This window comes from Arthrobacter sp. zg-Y916 (assembly GCF_020907385.1).
GTDB classification, from domain to species: Bacteria; Actinomycetota; Actinomycetes; order Actinomycetales; family Micrococcaceae; genus Arthrobacter_B; species Arthrobacter_B caoxuetaonis.
In genome coordinates, this window is sequence record NZ_JAJJOD010000002.1 from 179,187 (window position 1) to 196,179 (window position 16,993).

Genomic DNA, 16,993 nt, shown 5'->3' on the forward strand with positions numbered 1-16,993 from the left:
TTGGGACTTCTGGAAACCATCCGTGATCCGCAGGACCTCAGCAAGCTGAGTGACGCGCAGCTCTCGGCACTGGCAGGGGAGATTCGTTCCTTCCTCATCACCAATGTTGCCCAGACCGGAGGGCATCTTGGCCCTAACCTCGGCGTCGTGGAACTGACCATGGGCATCCACCGGGTCTTCGACTCGCCCCGGGACAGCATCGTCTTTGACACGGGCCACCAGTCCTATGTCCACAAGATCCTCACCGGCCGGCAGGATTTCTCCACCCTGCGCCAGCAGGGCGGCCTGTCCGGTTATCCCTCGCGGGCTGAATCCGTGCACGACATCGTGGAAAGCTCCCACGCTTCCTCCTCGCTGTCCTGGGCGGACGGCATCTCGCGTGCCCGGCAGCTCACCGGCGAAGGTGACCGGTACACCGTTGTCATGGTGGGCGACGGTGCCCTGACCGGGGGCATGGCGTGGGAAGCACTGAACAACATTGCCGCCGACCAGCGCAGGCGCGTAGTGATCGTCGTCAATGACAACGGCCGGTCCTACGCACCGACGATCGGCGGAGTTGCCGATTACCTCGCATCGCTGCGCCCGACCATCGACGCCGTACGCACGCACCAGATGTATGAGAACACCATGGACTGGTGGAAGGGGCGTCTGCAGAACGGGGGACCGGTCGGCCGCTTTGCCTACCACAGCCTCCATGCAGCCAAGAAGGGCGTCAAGGACTGGTGGGCACCCCAGGGCCTCTTCGAAGACCTGGGCATGAAGTACGTCGGACCGATCGACGGCCATGACCTGGCAGCGGTGGAGCAGGCGCTGGTCAAGGCCAAGAACTTCGGCGGACCGGTGATCGTGCACGCCATCACCGAAAAGGGCCACGGCTATGCCCCGGCCCGCGCCCATGTGGAGGACCAGTTCCACGCCGTCGGCGTCATTGACCCGGAGACGGGTGCGCCGGTTTCCGCCGGTGGAAAACAGTCCTGGACCTCTGTCTTCGCGACGGAAATCGCCGACATTGCTGACGAGCGCAAGGACATTGTCGGCATTACCGGTGCCATGCTGATCCCGGTGGGACTGCACCGCATGGCCGAGAAGCATCCGGAACGGGTGTTCGACGTCGGCATCGCCGAGCAGCACGCCCTCACCTCTGCTGCCGGCATGGCCTATGGCGGCCTGCATCCCGTCGTCGCGCTTTACGCGACGTTCCTGAACCGTGCCTTTGACCAGTTGCTGATGGACATCGCGCTGCACAAGGCCGGCGTGACCATCGTGCTGGACCGTGCCGGTGTGACCGGACCCGACGGTGCCAGCCACCACGGTATGTGGGACATGTCCATGCTGCAGATCGTCCCCGGCCTGCACCTAGCCGCTCCGCGCGACGCCACGAGGCTGAAGGAGGAGCTGCGCGAGGCAGTCGCCATTTCCGATGCTCCCAGCGTGGTGCGTTTCTCCAAGGGAACCGTTGGACCCGATGTCGACGCCGAGGACCGCACCGAAGACGGCGTGGACATCCTGGCGCGGCGGCCTTCCGGCGACAGCCGCAACGACGTCCTGATCGTCAGCGTTGGCGCCATGGCCGAGATGGCACTTGACGTGGCTGACCGGCTGGGCGCGCAGGGCATCAGCTCCACCGTGGTTGACCCGCGCTGGGTACTGCCCGTCCCGCGTTCGATCATTCGGCTGGCCGCAGAGCACCGGATCGTCATTGTGATCGAGGACGGTGTGCGTGCCGGCGGGGTGGGTTCGCGGATCCGCCAGGAAATGCGCGCTGCCGGTGTGGACACTGCCCTGAACGAGGTGGGTCTGCCGGCCGAATTCCTGGACCACGGCACGCGTGCAGAGGTCCTGGAGCGGGTGGGACTGACCGCCCGCCAGGTGGCAAGCGACGTCGTCGGACAGGTGCTGGGCACCAAGGTTCCGTTTGCCCGGCCGCTTCCAGGGCAGCCGGCACCAACAGGACAGATTCCAAAGATCAAGTAGGCTCCGCGGCCCGGCGGGGCAAGGAAAGAAGGTGGCGTTCATGCCAAACGACCTCCCCGAACTCGCCGTCACCGGAGCCACCGGTGCGCTGGGCGGCATGGTGGCGCGCCTGCTGGCTGAAGCGGACGTTCCGCAGCGGCTCCTGGCGCGGCACACGGCCAGGATGCCGCATCTGCCCAACACTCCGGTTTTCGCCACGGCCTATGCGGACAGGGAGCATGCCGAGCGCGCGCTCCAGGGCGTGAAGACACTTTTCATGGTCTCCGCCGCGGAAAACCCGTACCGCGCCCAGGACCAGCGGACCTTTATCGACGCGGCGAAGGAGGCGGGCGTCCAGCACGTGGTCTACACGTCCTTCATGGGCGCGGCGCCCCATGACGTGTTCACCCTGGGGCGTGACCATTGGGACACCGAGGAGTACATCAAGGCGAACGGCCTGAAGTACACCTTCCTGAGGAACTGCTTCTACCAGGACATCCTGCCCTCGTTTGCAGGGCGCGACGGCGTCATCCGCGGCCCGGCTGCCGACGGAAAGTTCGCGCCGGTGGCACGCAGCGACGTCGCCCGTTCCGCCGCCCGGATCCTCACCTTCCCCCGGGAGCATGAGGACCGGATCTACACCCTCACCGGACCGCAGGCGATCACCATGGAACAGGTAGCCAAAATCCTGTCCCGCGTCACCGGGGAGGACATCACGTATCACGCTGAATCGCTGGATGAAGCAGTTGAGTCCCGGCGCCGTGCCGGTGCCAGTGACTGGCAGGCGGTGGCGTGGGCAACCAGTTATGCGGCCATTGCCACGGGTGAACTTTCCCAGGTGAGTGATGACGTCGCGTTGCTCACCGGGGTGGCTCCGCTGAGCTTCGAGGACCATTTGCTGCGCGAAGAATAAAGTTCAGCGGCGGCCTCTTCCCAATCGGCAGGTGCGTGCCTAGGGTCGAAAACATGGCACATACACCCGGGGATCGCGTTGAGGATTTCCTGCGCGAATGCACCATTACCGGTTTGGACGAGTCCGACGCTACGCCTGCCGCGGACCTGTACGGGATGTACATCATCTGGTGCGAACAGGTCGAGCTCGAACCGGTTTCGACGGCCCTGTTCTCCCGCCGGGTCAAGGCCAGCGGCATCCGGCCCACGCGCCGCCGCCGGGAGAACGTGTATGCAGGACTGCTGCCCACCGGGCCCGTCCCTGTCCAGTACATCCTGGAAACGGACAAACCGCCGAGCCCCAACGGGCTGAGTCTTTTCGGCGCCTAGCTTGTTGTTCCAGCGTCGGGACGCATGCTGTTGATAGCGTGGCAGGATGACCACCTACAACAGACTTGGCACTTCCGGCCTCACCGTTTCGACTGTCGGGCTCGGCTGCAACAACCTCGGCCGGGCAGGCACCGCCACCGAATCCCAGGAGGGGACCGACGCCGTCGTGCATACCGCGGTGGACGCGGGCATTACCCTGTTCGATACTGCGGACACCTACGGCGCTGAGCCGGGCCTCAGCGAAATCCGGTTGGGGAAAGCCCTCGGATCACGCCGGGGCGACGTCGTCGTTGCGACGAAGTTCGGCATGGACATGCAGGGGGCCAACGGACCGGACTTCGGTGCACGCGGCTCCCGCCGCTACATCGTGACGGCGGCGGAGGCATCTCTTCGCCGGCTGGGCACGGATTGGATCGACCTGTACCAGTTCCACACGCCGGACCCGCTGACTCCGATTGATGAAACCCTCGCCGCACTGGATGACCTCGTGACCAGCGGCAAGGTCCGGTACATCGGGCACTCGAACCGCAGCGGCTGGCAGATTGCCGAGGCCGAGTTCACGGCACGGATCAAGGGAACGACGCGTTTTATCTCGGCACAGAACCATTACAACCTGCTGGACCGCCGGGCTGAGCTCGAAGTCACTCCTGCCGCAGAGGCCTATGGCCTGGGCGTGCTGCCGTACTTCCCGCTGGCCAACGGCCTGCTGACCGGCAAGTACAGCTCCGGCCAGGCTCCCGAGGGCAGCCGCCTGACCCACTCCCGCACCAACCTGCTGCAGAACGCGGACTACGACCAGCTGCGCGAGTTCGGCGACTTTGCCAGGGACCGCGGGCTGACCGAGGTGCAGGTCGCGTTCTCCTGGCTCGCATCCCGTCCTTCAGTTTCCTCGGTCATTGCCGGGGCGACCAGGCCCGAGCAGGTGCAGCAGAACGCTGAAGCGGCGTCATGGGTGCCTTCGGAGAAGGACCTGGAGGAGCTGGACCGGATTTTCCCGCAGACGCCGAAGGTTGCTCTGTTCTAGTTCTTTGTCCCTGTTACCTTGGGACGGCCGGTGGGTCCGGAACGGCGGCAACGAAACTCCTGTGCTCGCAGAGCTCGCAAGGAGTATTAAAGCCGCCTAACCCGGACCCTCGCGCGGCCTTCTTCGGTTAGAGTGTTTCGGGGATTCTGCGCCCGGGAAAAAGCGTCGAGTATTGCCGCCGGTACATTCTGCGTCCGACCAGGCGGTAGGCGAGACGGATCGGCGGCGGGATCTCCTTGAACAGTTCTTTTCGGTCCTGGGGAGGATTGGTGGCCAGCACCATGCCGAGGTAGCTCACCAGAAACTTCTTGTCGAGCTGTCCGATCCCGTGCTCGCCGACCGCCTTCATTTCCTTTTCGTTCAGGACCCTGTCCACAACAGGCATCACCTCGGTGACTTCGCGGCGCAGGTGGACTTTGAGGAGATTGGACAGGTCCTCATAGCGTTCAGTGAGTGCCTCACTGGCCGCCTTGTCTGCTGTCTCCGTCCAGCGCCGCCGGACCGGTTCGATGTCATCAAGCCGGACCCTTACTTGCCGGTGCTGCTCCAGCATCTGGGCCACATGCAGTGCGCACCCCGGCGCCCGGCCGGCCAGCTGGGGATACATGAGCAGGTCCTCGCCCTCGTGGTGGCGTGCGCCGCCATCCTGCCCACCGCCGTGGTTGTGGGCGCCAGTCCGCTCGCACCATTGCCGCTGGCCATACTCTTTGGCCTCTGCGGCGCCGTTGCGCTGACGACGCTACCCATTACAGAGATCGCGGCGCGACGGGCGATGGGTGGACGGTTAAGCGGCACGGTCAACACCACGTGAGCAGGCGTGAGGTCCGGGGCCCGCCGGCGAACACGTCGCCCTCACCGCGAATAAGCGGGGGGAAAACATGCTTCTGGAGCAAGAGAGTGCATCGGAGTTTTCCTTACCCTGGACGAGAATCGTTGCGTTGATCACGAGTGTTCGCGCACGGTTCACCGGGACGCCGGTGCGTGTTCACCGCCGATTAACCTTGGCCGGATGAACTCGGAGAGTCCCAATTCGAGCACGACTCAGAGGTCTCATTGAATACCGAACTGCCCTCCAGTCCGCAGGTTCCTGCAGACGTTCCGCCCTCAGTCGGCGGATTGTTCAATTTCCGTGACGCGGCATCAGGAACCGGAACTCCGGGACTGCGCAGGGGACTGCTCTTCCGATCTGGAGCCCTGAATGACCTTGACGCTGCCGGTCTTGCTGAACTGGGTGCAGCACGGATCGCCACGGTGGTAGACCTGCGCGAGCCGGTGGAGGTTGCCTCGGCTCCGGATACTGTTCCGGCCGGAACGCGGGTGGTGAACATTCCGCTCTACTGCGGAAGCGTCCCTGTCTCCGAGCCGATCGAAGCCGTCTACCGGCATCTGCTGCAGAACTGCGCCCGGGCACTGACCAGTGCCGTCGGGGAGGTGATCCGGAGCCTTGACGGCGGTGTCCTGGTGCACTGTGCTGCAGGGAAAGACCGCACCGGGCTGGTGGTCGCGCTGGTGCTCGACGCCGCCGGGGCCTCCCGCAGTGCCATTGTGGAGGACTACTCCCGCACCGAAGCGGCCCTTCCCTGTTCCTTCCGCCGGGCTGTACTGGCCCGGCTGGGTGGCCGGATCACCGATCCCGCGGAAATGGCCACCGCTGTCCGCCTGCATCTGGCCAGTCCGCAGGAGGTTCTGGACAGCGCACTGCAGGTCCTGGCTGAGGAGTCCTTCGAAGGTGAGACCGGTGCCGCTGCCTACCTGCTGCGGAACGGCTTGGATCGGGGAATGCTGGTCCGGGCCCGCGTCCTGCTGCACGGCATCGGAACTCCCGCGGCATGAGCGGGGACGGGTACACCCTGATCCACCTCACGGACACTCATTTGCGTCAGCCGGGTGAGCTGCTGTTTGGTGCCTTGGACACGTGGGCGCGCACCGCAGAGGCGCTGCGTGCTGCGGCCCGCTACCGGCCCGATGCCGTCGTGGTTACCGGTGACATCGCCGATTCCGGCGCGGATATCTACGCCGTCGCTTCCGGGCTTTTCACCCGGGCCAGGCGGGAGCTGGGCTGCCCAGTCATCGTGCTGCCCGGTAACCATGACGTTCCCGGCACCCGGGCATGGGCGGCAGAATCATTCACCGGTTCGCAGACAGATACAGGCCCCGGTCCGGGTAACGACGTGCATTTCGTGGGAGGACTGCGCCTCATCACGCTGGATTCGGATGATCCAGGCCGGCCCGCAGGACGGCTTACGGGAGCGCAGCTGCAATGGCTGGATGATGTCCTGGCCGAGCCTGCCCCCGACGGCACCGTACTGGCCCTGCACCATCCACCCATCGATTCATTGCTGCCGCAGCTGGCCGGCCGGGGCCTGGACAGGCCCGCAGAACTAGCCGGCGTGCTGGCCGGCACGGACGTCCGCGCCGTCCTGTGCGGGCACTACCACCATGCTCTGTCCGGTCGGCTGGGCGGTGTGCCGGTCTGGGTCGGCCCGGCGGTGTCCTACGGTCAGGATCTCTTCGCCCCACCGGAGACCGTGCAGGGCCTGGACAGCAGCTGGCTCTCGGTCATCCGGCTGGGCGAAAACAGCTTCAGCGCCGTCCCGGTGCCGCTTCTGCCCGCCGGAGCCTCGGTGTTCACCAACGCCGCCGTGCCCCCCGGGGCTGTCCCAGCCGCGGGTACCAGCCCTTCCACCCATCTCATCCCGGTGCCCGCAGGTGCACCTGGCCACCAATACCGGCAGCAGCCGTTGCTGCCGGGTTCCCGAGGAGAAACCATTGCTGCAACAACGCACTAAGTACCCCGCCCTCGCCGTCGTCTCAGTTGCATCGCTGGCGTCGCTGGCTCTCCTGACCGCCTGCAGCGGCAGCGCCGACGGCGCCGAAAACTCCCCGGCAGCCGCAGCTTCCAGCACAGCGGCCGGCGCCACCGGCACCCTCACGGTGTACACCTCTGAGCCGCAGGCCAAGATTGATGAATTGGTCGCCGCCTACAACGAGGTCAATCCGGAGGTCAGCGTTGAGGTCTTCCGCGCCGGCACTGGGGAGCTGAAGACCCGGATCGCCACGGAGAAGGAGACTGGCGGCATCCAGGCCGACGTTATCCTCGCCGCCGACGTCCCCACGTTCGAGGCGTACGCCGCCGAGGGCGACCTGCAGGTCCTGGACATCGACAACGCCGGAGAATTGAACCAGGATATTGTCGACCCCGAGGGCTACTACGTGGGCACGCGCATCATTCCCACTGTCATCGCCTACAACACCACACTGGTGGACAGCGCCCCCGAGTCCTGGGCCGAACTGGCCGACGAGGAATACAAGGGCATGATCGCCATGCCGAACCCGGACGTGTCCGGTGCCGCTGCCTTCAACACCACCGTCTGGCTCGAAACCCCGGCCCTGGGTGAGAACTGGCTGAAGAACCTGGTCAAGAACGAACCGACCGTGCTGGAAAGCAACGGTCCGGTTGGGCAGGCCGTGGCCGCCGGTACGTCGGGCATCGGGATTGTGGTGGACTACGTGGCCCGCGAACTGGCAGCAAAGGGCTCGCCCATCAGCCTGTCCTACCCGTCCGACGGCGTTCCGTACGTCTCCCAGCCTGCCGGCGTCTTCAATGATTCGAAGAACCCGGACGCCGCCAACGAGTTCGTGGAGTTCCTGGTTTCGAAGGAAGGCCAGGAACTGGCCGTGGCGCAGTCCTACCTCCCGGTTCGCGAAGACGCCGGTGTCCCCGCAGGTGCGCCTTCCCTTGCCGACCTGGAGCTGCTGAATCCGGACCTCGCGGTGATCGCCGAGAAGCAGGCAAGCGCCGTCGCAAAGTTCAATGACCTCCTCAAGTAATTCCGTTTCCCTGCCGGCACGGCAGCTCAGTACCGCCGGACAGAAGTCCCGGGGCGACGGACTGCACTGGCTCAGGTTGGCGGTCTGGGCTGCGCTGGCCCTGCTGGTGCTCCTCCCGCTCGGTGTCATTGCATTCCGCGGGGCCCAGCCGTCCAACGCCGATGTGCTCACGGACTCCGATGTCCTGGCCGCGGCGTGGAACTCCGTTTCCTCCGCCGCCGGATCAGCCGCGCTGGCCACCGCGTTCGGTGCGCTGCTCGCCGTCGTCCTTGACCGGACCGATTTACCGGGCCGAACCGTGCTGCGCTGGATCTTCCTGCTGCCGTTCCTCATTCCGCCCTTCATTGGGGCAATGTCCTGGATGGCGCTGCTCTCCCCGGCTGGCACCGTGAACAAGGCGCTGATGGCGCTGACCGGATCCGCAGGCCCGGTGCTGGATATCTACGGCGGCGGCGGTGTGGTGTTCCTGCTCGCCGTGCACTCCTATCCGCTGGCCTACCTGGTGATCAGTGCAGCGCTGCGCCGGGTTCCCGGCAGCCTGGAGGAAGCCGCCCGGATCAGCGGTGCCGGCGGGCTGCGAACGTTCTGCCAGGTGACCCTGCCCCTGGTGCGCCCGGCCGTGGTAGCCGCGTTCGTGCTCACGCTGGTCGCCAACCTCTCCGACTTTGGCATTCCCGCGCTGATCGGCCTGCCCGAGCGGTACACCACGCTCACCACACTGGTGTACCGCTACCTCGCCTCCGGCACCGTGACCAATCCGCTGCCCGCCGTGGCCGCGATCGGCGTTGTGCTGCTGGTCCTGGGCCTGGCGGCCGTGCTGCTGCAGCGCCGGCTGCCCGGGGGCAGTGAACTTGGCGGGTCCGGAGCGTCTGCACTGCCTCTGCAGCTGGGGTCCTCCCGCTGGGCTGCGGCGGCGCTGCTGTGGTGCACCGCCGGCGTCGTCTGCGTCCTGCCGCTGCTGGCGCTGACAGAGCAGGCACTGCTGCCCGCTCCCGGTGTGCCGCTGACCTGGGACAACCTGACCCTGGCCAACATCGCCCGTGCCGTGACCAGCGCAGGAGCGCTCACCGGCATCGCCAACTCGGTGATGCTCGCACTCGGTGCGGCGGTGGCCTGCGGCGTCCTGGGACTCGGTGTTGGTGCGCTCCTGACCCGTACCCGACACCGCTCCAACACCGCACTGGACGTCACCGCCATGCTGCCGCAGGCACTGCCCGGCCTCGTCCTGGCTGTCGCCTGGCTGCTGATTGCCCCGGCGGTGGGTATTTTCAACACGCCGTGGGTGATCCTCGGCGCCTACGTCATGGCATTCCTGGCCCTGGTGGTCCAATCCGTGCGTGCACCGCTGGAATCCGTGCCGGTGTCCCTGGACGAGGCTGCACGGATCTCCGGTGCCGGCCCGCTGCGGACACTGGCGGACGTGGCGCTGCGGCTGAGCGTGCCCGCGGCAGTGAGCGGCGCCGTCGTCGTCGCGCTGACCGCAGTGCGCGAACTGACCATTTCCATCCTCCTGGTGGCGCCCGGCTCCCAGACACTGGGCGTGGTCATCTTCAACCTCCAGCAGGCCGGGGACTACAACTCGGCTTCCGCCCTGGCGCTGCTGGTCACGATCGTCGGCGTCGCGGGTCTCGCCGCGACTGCCGCCTGGGGTGCCCGCCGTACAGCGCGCACCCGCTTCCGGAAGGGAAAATAAATGTCTTCGATCAGCCTTCAAGGCCTGCACCATGTCTACGCCAACGGCCATGTTGGCCTGTCCAATGTGGACCTGGACGTGCACGACGGCGAGTTCCTGGCGTTGCTGGGCCCGTCGGGTTCCGGCAAAACCACGCTGCTGCGCAGCATCGCCGGGTTTGTTCAACCGGAGGGCGGCACTCTTTGCCTCGGTGGCAGGCCTGTGGCAGGGCCCGGCGTCTGGGTCCCGCCGGAGAAGCGGAACCTGGGTATGGTCTTCCAGGATCACGCGATCTGGCCACACTGGTCGGTGGCCCGGAACGTGGGGTATCCGCTGCGCCTGGCCGGCCTGCCCCGCAAAGATGCCGAGGCCCGGGTGCGCAGCGTACTGGGACTGGTCGGGCTGGACGGGCTGGGGGAGCGGGCACCGGCTGCACTTTCCGGCGGGCAGCGCCAGCGAGTGGCCCTGGCGAGGGCGATCGCAGGCGCTCCACAGGCCCTCCTCCTGGACGAAGCGTTGTCTTCCCTTGATGAACCGCTGCGGGCCAGACTCCGTCTGGATCTGAAGGCGCTGACTAGCGAGCAGGGACTGACGTCGGTGCACGTCACGCACGACCGCGCAGAGGCCCTGGCCCTGGCAGACCGGGTGGCGGTCCTGCGGGCCGGGCGGATTGAACAGATTGGCACACCGCAGGATCTCGTGCGGAATCCGGCGTCGACGTTTGTGGCGTCTTTCGTCAGCGATGCCGTGCTGCTGGACGGTACCTGGGTGGAGGGACGGCTCGAGCTCGCGGGGGGCATCAGCATCCCCGGCGAACGGCTCGACGCCGGGCCGTGCGTGGGCGCGGACGGTCTGGGACACAGTGCCCTGGCGGTTACCGCCGCGGTGTCACCGATGGACCTGGTGCTGCACCCGAACAACGCCGGCGACACCGGCTGGGCACCGACCGGTGTTGTGACCTCCGCGCTCTACGGACCGCACGGGTTTGACGTCTCTGCAGACTGGCAGGGCAGAACGTTGCGGGCGCATGTCACAGGATGGGTACCCAAGCCGGGGGACCGGGTATCGCCGGAGGTTCTCCGGGCCCATGTGTTCGCGTCCGATGCGGTGGGGCCCGCGGCGGGAGCTGCTCGCCCCAGGCTGGTGCCGGCGTGAGTGGTGCTTCCAGGCCCCCGGAACGGCTGGTCCTGGTTCGGCACGGCGAAACGGACTGGAACCAAGAGCGCCGGTTGCAGGGGCGCACCGATAATCCGCTGAACGGTGTGGGCCGTGCCCAGGCGCGCACGGCCGGACTGCTGCTGGCTGCTGATCCGTGGAGTGTGGTGGTTTCATCGCCGCTGCTGCGTGCCGTGCAGACAGCCCACATTATTGCTGACGCGGCCGGTTTGCAGCCGGCCGGCACCATGGCGGAGCTGATCGAGAGGGACTATGGGTCGGCAGAAGGGCTGCACCTGAACGGACTGACCGAACCGGAGTTTACAGCTGCACTTGGCACCGGCGAACCTGAGAGAGCAGTGGCGCGTCGCGGACTCGCCGCTCTGCGCGGTTTGGCTGCACAGTTTCCAGGCCAGCGGATCATCGCCGTGGCGCACGGCACCCTTATCCGGCTCACCCTCTCTGAGCTCACTGGCCAGCGGTGTCCGCGTGTGCTGAACGGTGAGGTGGTGGAGGTTCCGCTGGCCGCTCTGCTCGAACCCTAGATTTACTGGAAGCCGACAGGAGCGGTGGAGGATCGCTTATTGGACGTCGGCGGTTCAGCCTCTCGGCTGCGTTCCCCGGCGCAATCAAGGGGGTTTCAATCACGACGGCTTAGTCGCTGCCCCGTCCAGCCAGAGCATGTCCGATTCGTCCCGGTGCGTTCCCGTGGTGCCCACGTGCTTTGCATCGATCTTCGGACCATTCCTGATCACGTGCACCAGGGCCATGCCATGGCCGCGTCCAATCCCATAGTCCGTTTTCAGCCACGCCAGGATGTCGCCTGCTTTGGCACTCCCGCCGTCGAAACCCCTGGCTTTTGCCATCCCAATGAGTTCGCGGGGAGTCAGCCCGGTCTTTTGTTCAATGGTGTCCAAATTGGCTTGAAATGACATCGAGTCCCTCCCTAACGCCCAGCCACGTGATGACCCTGATTGTGGCGGAGAAACCGTCCGGCTGTACAGGGGCAGTCTGTGCTGCGGGGCAGGGGCTGACAGCGACATCGCGGCCGCTGTTCAAGCGGTTCCTGGACCGGCAAAGACTGAGGGGCTCAGGAAGTGGAACACCGTTTCAGCAGCGCGCCTGAACCACCGCCGCCGAGCTCATCGTCCCGAACCGGCCTGCCTGACACCGTCAGCAGGAGCGCCACCGACGAACCGCGAACCTCATCGCCTCTGCCGAGTTCAAAAGGGCCGTCCGTGGCCACCAAGCGGAGCCCCTCCACCAGCTCCTTGCCGCCGCCGATTTTCACGGACGTCTTCAGCTGATGCTGCAGGGCCGCGAGGACGGGCGCAACGGGGTACGTGCGGACAATGCCCAGAGGCCGCCGGATGTCCTCCCCGTGGACCACGGCTTCCACCAGCCGGGTGGCGAGGGGCACCGGAGGGCCGGACGTCCGCGACTGGACGGAACGGAACGCCGCCAGGGTGATTTGAGGGTCCTGGGCACGTTCACGGAAGACTCCGGCGGTGTTATCCCGGTCAAAATCCATCCGGGCGGCAAGCAGGCGGCGGATAAAACCCAGCCGGGTCGTTTTGGCGGTATCGACAAGATGGGCCAGGACATCGTGCACATCCCAGCCCGGACAAAGCGAGGGCGTCTGCCACTGTGCGGCAGAGAGACTCTCCAGATCCTGAATCAGCGCACGGCGTTCTTCATGCACGGCAGACCAGATGGAAGAGGCCGGTTGGGGTGTCATGTCCGTACTCAACCAGCGTGGAACCGGGGTGTCCAGTGACGCTGTGCCCAAGACCCGTCGCTGCTGCCTTCGGTACGGCCAGCATCGTTGCCGCTTTCGCGGCGCTCGATGAATCCACCGCTGGGCGAGGAGCGGCCTGGACCCGCCCAGATGTAAACACCGTGCTGTTTGTGTACAGCTAGAGCGTTGAAGCCACGAAGATCTGGGACGGCCCCGTGATCGTGGCCGTGACGGGCTCCCCGGCGTACAGGATCTTCGCCTCGGGCTCCAAATCCGCCGTGGCCCCATCCACGGTGATGTCAGCGGGTTCCGTCGCGGCCAGCACAACGCTAAACGGCCCCACGCTGACGGGCTTTTGGCCACTTCCTACGACCACCCGCCGCAGGTCCAAATCGTTGCTCCAGAGCGGAATGCGCTGCTGGCCGTCGCCGACGTCGACCACGGGCAGGGGAGAAGGCTGCGGCTGTCCGCCGCTCGTCAGATGCTGCAGTTCGCAGAGGTCCACATACTCCTGGGTCAGGCCTGCCTGCAACGCGTTATCGGAGGTGCCCATAACCAACACTGCCTGGCCGGACAGATAGGAATGCAGGCACCCGGGAGGTATCACGGCTGCATGCCCGGGATCCAGCTGGATCAGCTTCATGCAGACGGCCAGCAGGATGCCCCGGTCGTGTGGGAAATGCTGCTGCAGCCGGCGTACTGCCGCGAGCACCTCGGCGGCCGGACCGTCGACGTGCCGGATCCGGTCCACGGCGTCGGCTGTTTCCCGCACAGCAGCTGCTGTTTCCTCCCGCGTCATGCGAAGTACGGAGTGGATGGCGGTCTCATGGTGGAAGGAAAGGTAGGAACGCAGCCAGGGCAGTTCCAGCCCGGAGGCGATGGCCTGAAGTTCTTCCATGGTCCGTTCTCCGGCAAGCACGCGCAGGGGCGTGAGGGCTACGGCGACCTCACACTTCGGGTTGCTGTCCTTGTAGTTACGGTTTCCGGCGCCCAGCGGCACGCCCCGGGCCTGTTCCCTAACAAAGCCCGCCAGCGCCTGCTCCCAGCGCGGGTGCAGCATGATCGGCGACGGAACATCGGCGTCCAAGACCGTGAGACGGAAGGGAAACGGAGAGCCGGTTTCGGCTTCGGGATGGGGGAGTGTTAACGGCCGGTCAGCGGCAAACCGCTCCAGTGTTTGCCGGTAGGTCGCGGGATCCCAGTCAATGAGCAGGCCGCGGGAGGACTGTGGCGAAGGTCGGCGAGCGGGTGCTACCGACCTTGAGAGATCAGAATCAGTACGCACTAGGGTCACTTACATCACTGAGGTGGGGCAAAGACGGTGCTATGGGGGGAGCGGAGGGTCCGGCACATAGACAAACGTTCTCCCATAATTATAGCCATTCCGGCCGCAGAGTGAGTGCTGATCCCGGTGCGGGACTCTCCCAAAGGACGATCCCCGACCGCCGCCAGTCATCAGCTCTCACGCCGTGAATCCCTGATGTATCGGGTGACGGGCAGGGAGCCCTGGCCGGGGCTCGGGGAGCCCTGGGGCCGCTGATCACGCCCATGGTGAAACCGTGGGCAGCAGGACAAATCGGTAGAGGTGCCCTGTTAGCGTCGGAGGGTGAGTACCGAACCTGTTGCAGCAGACCAGTCCGCTCCCAACCTCATCAGCGCCGCCGGCAACGGCATGGTCCGCGTCCGCGGCGCCCGGGAAAACAACCTCCGCAGTGTCGACGTCGATATTCCACGCGACGCCATTGTTGCGTTTACCGGTATCTCCGGCTCCGGCAAGTCATCCCTGGCGTTCGGCACCATCTACGCAGAAGCCCAGAAGCGGTACTTCGAATCGGTGGCGCCTTACGCCCGCCGGCTGATCTCCCAGGGCCACAATCCCAAGGTGGAGGCCATCACTGGCCTGCCTCCCGCCGTCGCGCTCCAGCAGCGCCGCGGCACGGCGAGCTCACGGTCCACGGTCGGTACGCTCACCACGCTGTCGAACTCGATGCGGATGCTGTTCTCCCGCGGCGGCACCTACCCTGCCGATGCCGTGCCGGGCAGCCTCGACTCCGACGCCTTCTCGCCCAATACAGCCGCGGGTGCCTGCCGCGAATGCTCCGGCCTGGGCATCGCGCACACCGTGACCGAGGAATCCCTGGTCCCGGACCCGAACCTGAGCATCCGGGACGGTGCCATTGCGGCCTGGCCGGGCGCCTGGCAGGGCAAGAATCTGCGGGACATCCTGATCCACCTGGGGTACGACGTCGATGTGCCCTGGCGGAAGCTGCCGAAAAAGGACCGCGACTGGATCCTCTTCACTGAGGAACAGCCCGTCGTCACCATCACCCCGCAGCGCGACCGCGTGGCCAAGCCGTACAAGGGACGGTTCTGGAGCGCACGCAGCTACGTGCTGCACACCCTGGCGGATTCGGGCAGCGCGAAGATGCGCGAACGGGTCCTGGCGTACATGGTCTCCGGACCCTGTCCCGTCTGCGGGGGAGCGGGTCTCCGCCCGGAGGCACTGGCCGTTACCTTCGCCGGCCGGAACATCGCCGAACTCAACGGGGCGACCCTGGGCGAACTCGCGGAGGTCATCCGGCCGACAGCGGAGCTCAAGGAAGCGGGCACGGCGTCCCGGTCCGCGGCGTCCAACGAAAACACCGACGTGGCCGTCACCATTACCCGGGACCTGCTTTCCCGGCTCGAAATCCTGATCTCCCTGGGGCTGGGTTACCTCAGCCTGTCCCGGGCGACGCCAACGCTTTCACCGGGGGAGATGCAGCGGCTGCGGATCGCCACCCAGCTGAGGTCCGGACTGTTCGGCGTCGTCTATGTCCTGGACGAACCCTCCGCCGGCCTGCACCCGGCGGATGCCGAACCGCTGCTGGCCGTCCTGCAGGAACTCAAGGACGCGGGAAACTCGGTATTCGTCGTCGAGCACAACATGGACGTGGTCCGCAGCGCCGAATGGATTGTCGACGTCGGTCCGCAGGCGGGCGACGGCGGCGGCACCGTGCTCTACAGCGGTCCGGTTGCAGGACTGGCCGAGGTTGCGGAGAGCGCCACCCGGCCCTTCCTCTTCGGCGAAGCCGAGGAAACCGCTCCTGCCCGCCGCCGCGCTGAGCGCTGGCTGTCCCTTAAGGGCATCACCCGGCACAACCTCGTGGACCTCGACGCCGAGATCCCGCTCGGCGTGCTGACAGCTGTGACCGGTGTGTCCGGGTCCGGCAAGTCCACGCTGGTCAGCCAGGTGCTGGCAGAGGCCGTGGGAACCCAGGTCAACGGGGCTCCGCCCGAGCCGGAAGATGAAGGCGACGACGCGGCGCCGGAGCGCGCAGACCCCGGCGTGCAGGTCCGCAGCATTGACGGCCTGGAGCATCTGGACCGGCTGGTGAAGGTGGACCAGCGACCCATTGGCCGGACCCCGCGGTCCAACCTGGCCACCTACACGGGACTGTTCGACGCCGTCCGGAAGCTCTATGCCTCCACGGATGAGGCCCGGGCCCGCGGCTACACCGCCGGACGGTTCTCCTTCAACGTGGCCGCCGGACGCTGCGAGACCTGCCAGGGCGAGGGCTTCCTCGCCGTCGAACTGCTGTTCCTGCCCGGGACCTATGGTCCCTGCCCGCAGTGCCACGGCGCGCGCTACAACGAGGAAACCCTGGAAATCACGTACCGGGGCAAGAGCATCGCGGATGTGCTGGGCATGCGGGTGGAGACTGCCGCGGAGTTCCTGTCCGACGTTCCTGCCGCGGCACGCAGCCTGAACACCCTGCTCGACGTCGGGCTCGGCTACCTTCGCCTGGGCCAGCCCGCCACCGAGCTCTCCGGCGGTGAGGCCCAGCGGATCAAACTGGCCACCGAGCTGCAGCGGGCACGCCGCGGACACACGCTCTACCTGCTGGACGAGCCGACCACCGGCCTGCACCCGCAGGACGTGCAGCTGCTGCTGGCCCAGCTCAACCGGCTGGTGGACGCAGGCAACACGGTTGTGGTGGTGGAGCACTCGATGAACGTGGTGGCGTCTGCGGACTGGGTGATCGACATGGGCCCGGCAGGCGGCGACGACGGCGGCCGGATCATCTGTGCCGGAACGGCCGATGAGGTTGCGGGCTGTAAAGCCAGCCGGACGGCGCCGTACCTTTCTGCTGCACTGGAACGGATTCGCTGAACGTCTAGCGCGCGGCAGGAAGGTTCGGAACGGCGGCAACGAAACTCCCTGCTCGCAGAGCTCGCCGGGAGTATTAAAGCCGCCTAACCCGAGCCCTCCTGCCTCGGTGCCAGTGGACGGCTTCGATCCGCGAAGATGAAGAATTCTTCATCGCCGTTTCACGGTGGCCTCATAAAGCCCTGAAAC

The 16,993-nt window shown here is 66.3% G+C and carries 14 protein-coding genes and 1 pseudogene; 11 read left to right on the top strand and 4 right to left on the bottom strand.

Annotation, left to right across the window (positions count from 1 at the left end; translation table 11 throughout):
- Genes dxs through LOC59_RS06095 form a run of 4 tightly spaced genes read left to right on the top strand, consistent with a single transcriptional unit; the run spans window position 1 to window position 4,258 of the window.
- Window positions 1-1,974: a 1-deoxy-D-xylulose-5-phosphate synthase gene (gene dxs, locus LOC59_RS06080; RefSeq protein ID WP_229971016.1), complete on the top strand. Its 1,974-nt coding sequence runs from the start codon at window positions 1-3 to the stop codon at window positions 1,972-1,974.
- A 40-nt stretch (window positions 1,975-2,014) separates the two neighbouring features.
- Entirely contained in the window at window positions 2,015-2,866 is an 852-nt protein-coding gene (locus LOC59_RS06085; RefSeq protein WP_229971018.1) for an SDR family oxidoreductase, read from the top strand.
- Between the two features lie 53 nt (window positions 2,867-2,919).
- Entirely contained in the window at window positions 2,920-3,234 is a 315-nt protein-coding gene (locus tag LOC59_RS06090) for a hypothetical protein (protein ID WP_229971020.1), read from the top strand.
- 46 nt (window positions 3,235-3,280) lie between these two features.
- A complete protein-coding gene (locus tag LOC59_RS06095) occupies window positions 3,281-4,258 on the top strand; it encodes an aldo/keto reductase (protein WP_227897032.1) in 978 nt (325 codons plus the stop codon).
- Window positions 4,259-4,385: 127 nt separating this feature from the next.
- Here LOC59_RS06095 and LOC59_RS06100 read toward each other — a convergent pair.
- Window positions 4,386-4,883: pseudogene (locus tag LOC59_RS06100) on the bottom strand (hemerythrin domain-containing protein); the annotation flags it as partial.
- 428 nt (window positions 4,884-5,311) lie between these two features.
- On the opposite strand from LOC59_RS06100, the gene LOC59_RS06105 reads away from it, so the two are divergent.
- The 6 genes from LOC59_RS06105 to LOC59_RS06130 are packed head-to-tail and all read left to right on the top strand — an operon-like array spanning window position 5,312 to window position 11,461.
- On the top strand, window positions 5,312-6,091 hold the full coding sequence (locus LOC59_RS06105) for a tyrosine-protein phosphatase (protein WP_227917263.1): 780 nt from the start codon (window positions 5,312-5,314) through the stop codon (window positions 6,089-6,091).
- A complete protein-coding gene (locus tag LOC59_RS06110) occupies window positions 6,088-7,047 on the top strand; it encodes a metallophosphoesterase family protein (RefSeq protein ID WP_229971024.1) in 960 nt (319 codons plus the stop codon). The genes LOC59_RS06105 and LOC59_RS06110 overlap by 4 nt, the downstream gene beginning before the upstream one ends.
- A complete protein-coding gene (locus tag LOC59_RS06115; protein WP_229971026.1) occupies window positions 7,028-8,089 on the top strand; it encodes an ABC transporter substrate-binding protein in 1,062 nt (353 codons plus the stop codon). Before LOC59_RS06110 ends, LOC59_RS06115 begins: the two co-directional genes overlap by 20 nt.
- Complete coding sequence (locus LOC59_RS06120; RefSeq protein WP_229971028.1) at window positions 8,073-9,782, top strand: ABC transporter permease; 1,710 nt, start codon at window positions 8,073-8,075, stop codon at window positions 9,780-9,782. The genes LOC59_RS06115 and LOC59_RS06120 overlap by 17 nt, the downstream gene beginning before the upstream one ends.
- The gene (locus tag LOC59_RS06125; RefSeq protein WP_227917272.1) at window positions 9,783-10,916 is read left to right on the top strand and encodes an ABC transporter ATP-binding protein; all 1,134 of its coding nucleotides are present in this window, start codon (window positions 9,783-9,785) and stop codon (window positions 10,914-10,916) included.
- The gene (locus LOC59_RS06130) at window positions 10,913-11,461 is read left to right on the top strand and encodes a histidine phosphatase family protein (protein WP_227917273.1); all 549 of its coding nucleotides are present in this window, start codon (window positions 10,913-10,915) and stop codon (window positions 11,459-11,461) included. The genes LOC59_RS06125 and LOC59_RS06130 overlap by 4 nt, the downstream gene beginning before the upstream one ends.
- A gap of 99 nt (window positions 11,462-11,560) precedes the next feature.
- On the opposite strand, the gene LOC59_RS06135 is transcribed toward LOC59_RS06130, so the two are convergent.
- The 3 genes from LOC59_RS06135 to LOC59_RS06145 form a co-directional block, all read right to left on the bottom strand.
- Window positions 11,561-11,851 (bottom strand): DUF4287 domain-containing protein, encoded by a 291-nt coding sequence (locus LOC59_RS06135; RefSeq protein ID WP_229971030.1) that lies wholly within the window; start codon window positions 11,849-11,851, stop codon window positions 11,561-11,563.
- A gap of 155 nt (window positions 11,852-12,006) precedes the next feature.
- Window positions 12,007-12,654 carry a maleylpyruvate isomerase family mycothiol-dependent enzyme gene (locus LOC59_RS06140; protein ID WP_229971032.1) on the bottom strand — a complete coding sequence of 216 codons (648 nt, stop codon included), beginning with the start codon at window positions 12,652-12,654 and terminating at the stop codon, window positions 12,007-12,009.
- Window positions 12,655-12,832: 178 nt separating this feature from the next.
- Window positions 12,833-13,948 (bottom strand): type I phosphomannose isomerase catalytic subunit, encoded by a 1,116-nt coding sequence (locus LOC59_RS06145; protein ID WP_331460412.1) that lies wholly within the window; start codon window positions 13,946-13,948, stop codon window positions 12,833-12,835.
- Between the two features lie 378 nt (window positions 13,949-14,326).
- Between LOC59_RS06145 and uvrA the strand changes: the two genes are divergently transcribed.
- A complete protein-coding gene (uvrA, locus tag LOC59_RS06150) occupies window positions 14,327-16,807 on the top strand; it encodes an excinuclease ABC subunit UvrA (protein ID WP_229971211.1) in 2,481 nt (826 codons plus the stop codon).
- Window positions 16,808-16,993 lie beyond the last annotated feature (186 nt).

What these genes read in the sequence shown, in the direction of transcription:
- uvrA (WP_229971211.1), top strand. Translation starts at nt 14,327, where the DNA reads ATGGTCCGCGTCCGCGGCGCCCGGGAAAACAACCTCCGCAGTGTCGAC.
- LOC59_RS06095 (WP_227897032.1), top strand. Translation starts at nt 3,281, where the DNA reads ATGACCACCTACAACAGACTTGGCACTTCCGGCCTCACCGTTTCGACT.
- LOC59_RS06135 (WP_229971030.1), bottom strand. Translation starts at nt 11,851, where the DNA reads ATGTCATTTCAAGCCAATTTGGACACCATTGAACAAAAGACCGGGCTG.
- LOC59_RS06140 (WP_229971032.1), bottom strand. Translation starts at nt 12,654, where the DNA reads ATGACACCCCAACCGGCCTCTTCCATCTGGTCTGCCGTGCATGAAGAA.
- LOC59_RS06125 (WP_227917272.1), top strand. Translation starts at nt 9,783, where the DNA reads ATGTCTTCGATCAGCCTTCAAGGCCTGCACCATGTCTACGCCAACGGC.
- LOC59_RS06110 (WP_229971024.1), top strand. Translation starts at nt 6,088, where the DNA reads ATGAGCGGGGACGGGTACACCCTGATCCACCTCACGGACACTCATTTG.
- LOC59_RS06120 (WP_229971028.1), top strand. Translation starts at nt 8,073, where the DNA reads ATGACCTCCTCAAGTAATTCCGTTTCCCTGCCGGCACGGCAGCTCAGT.
- LOC59_RS06085 (WP_229971018.1), top strand. Translation starts at nt 2,015, where the DNA reads ATGCCAAACGACCTCCCCGAACTCGCCGTCACCGGAGCCACCGGTGCG.
- LOC59_RS06090 (WP_229971020.1), top strand. Translation starts at nt 2,920, where the DNA reads ATGGCACATACACCCGGGGATCGCGTTGAGGATTTCCTGCGCGAATGC.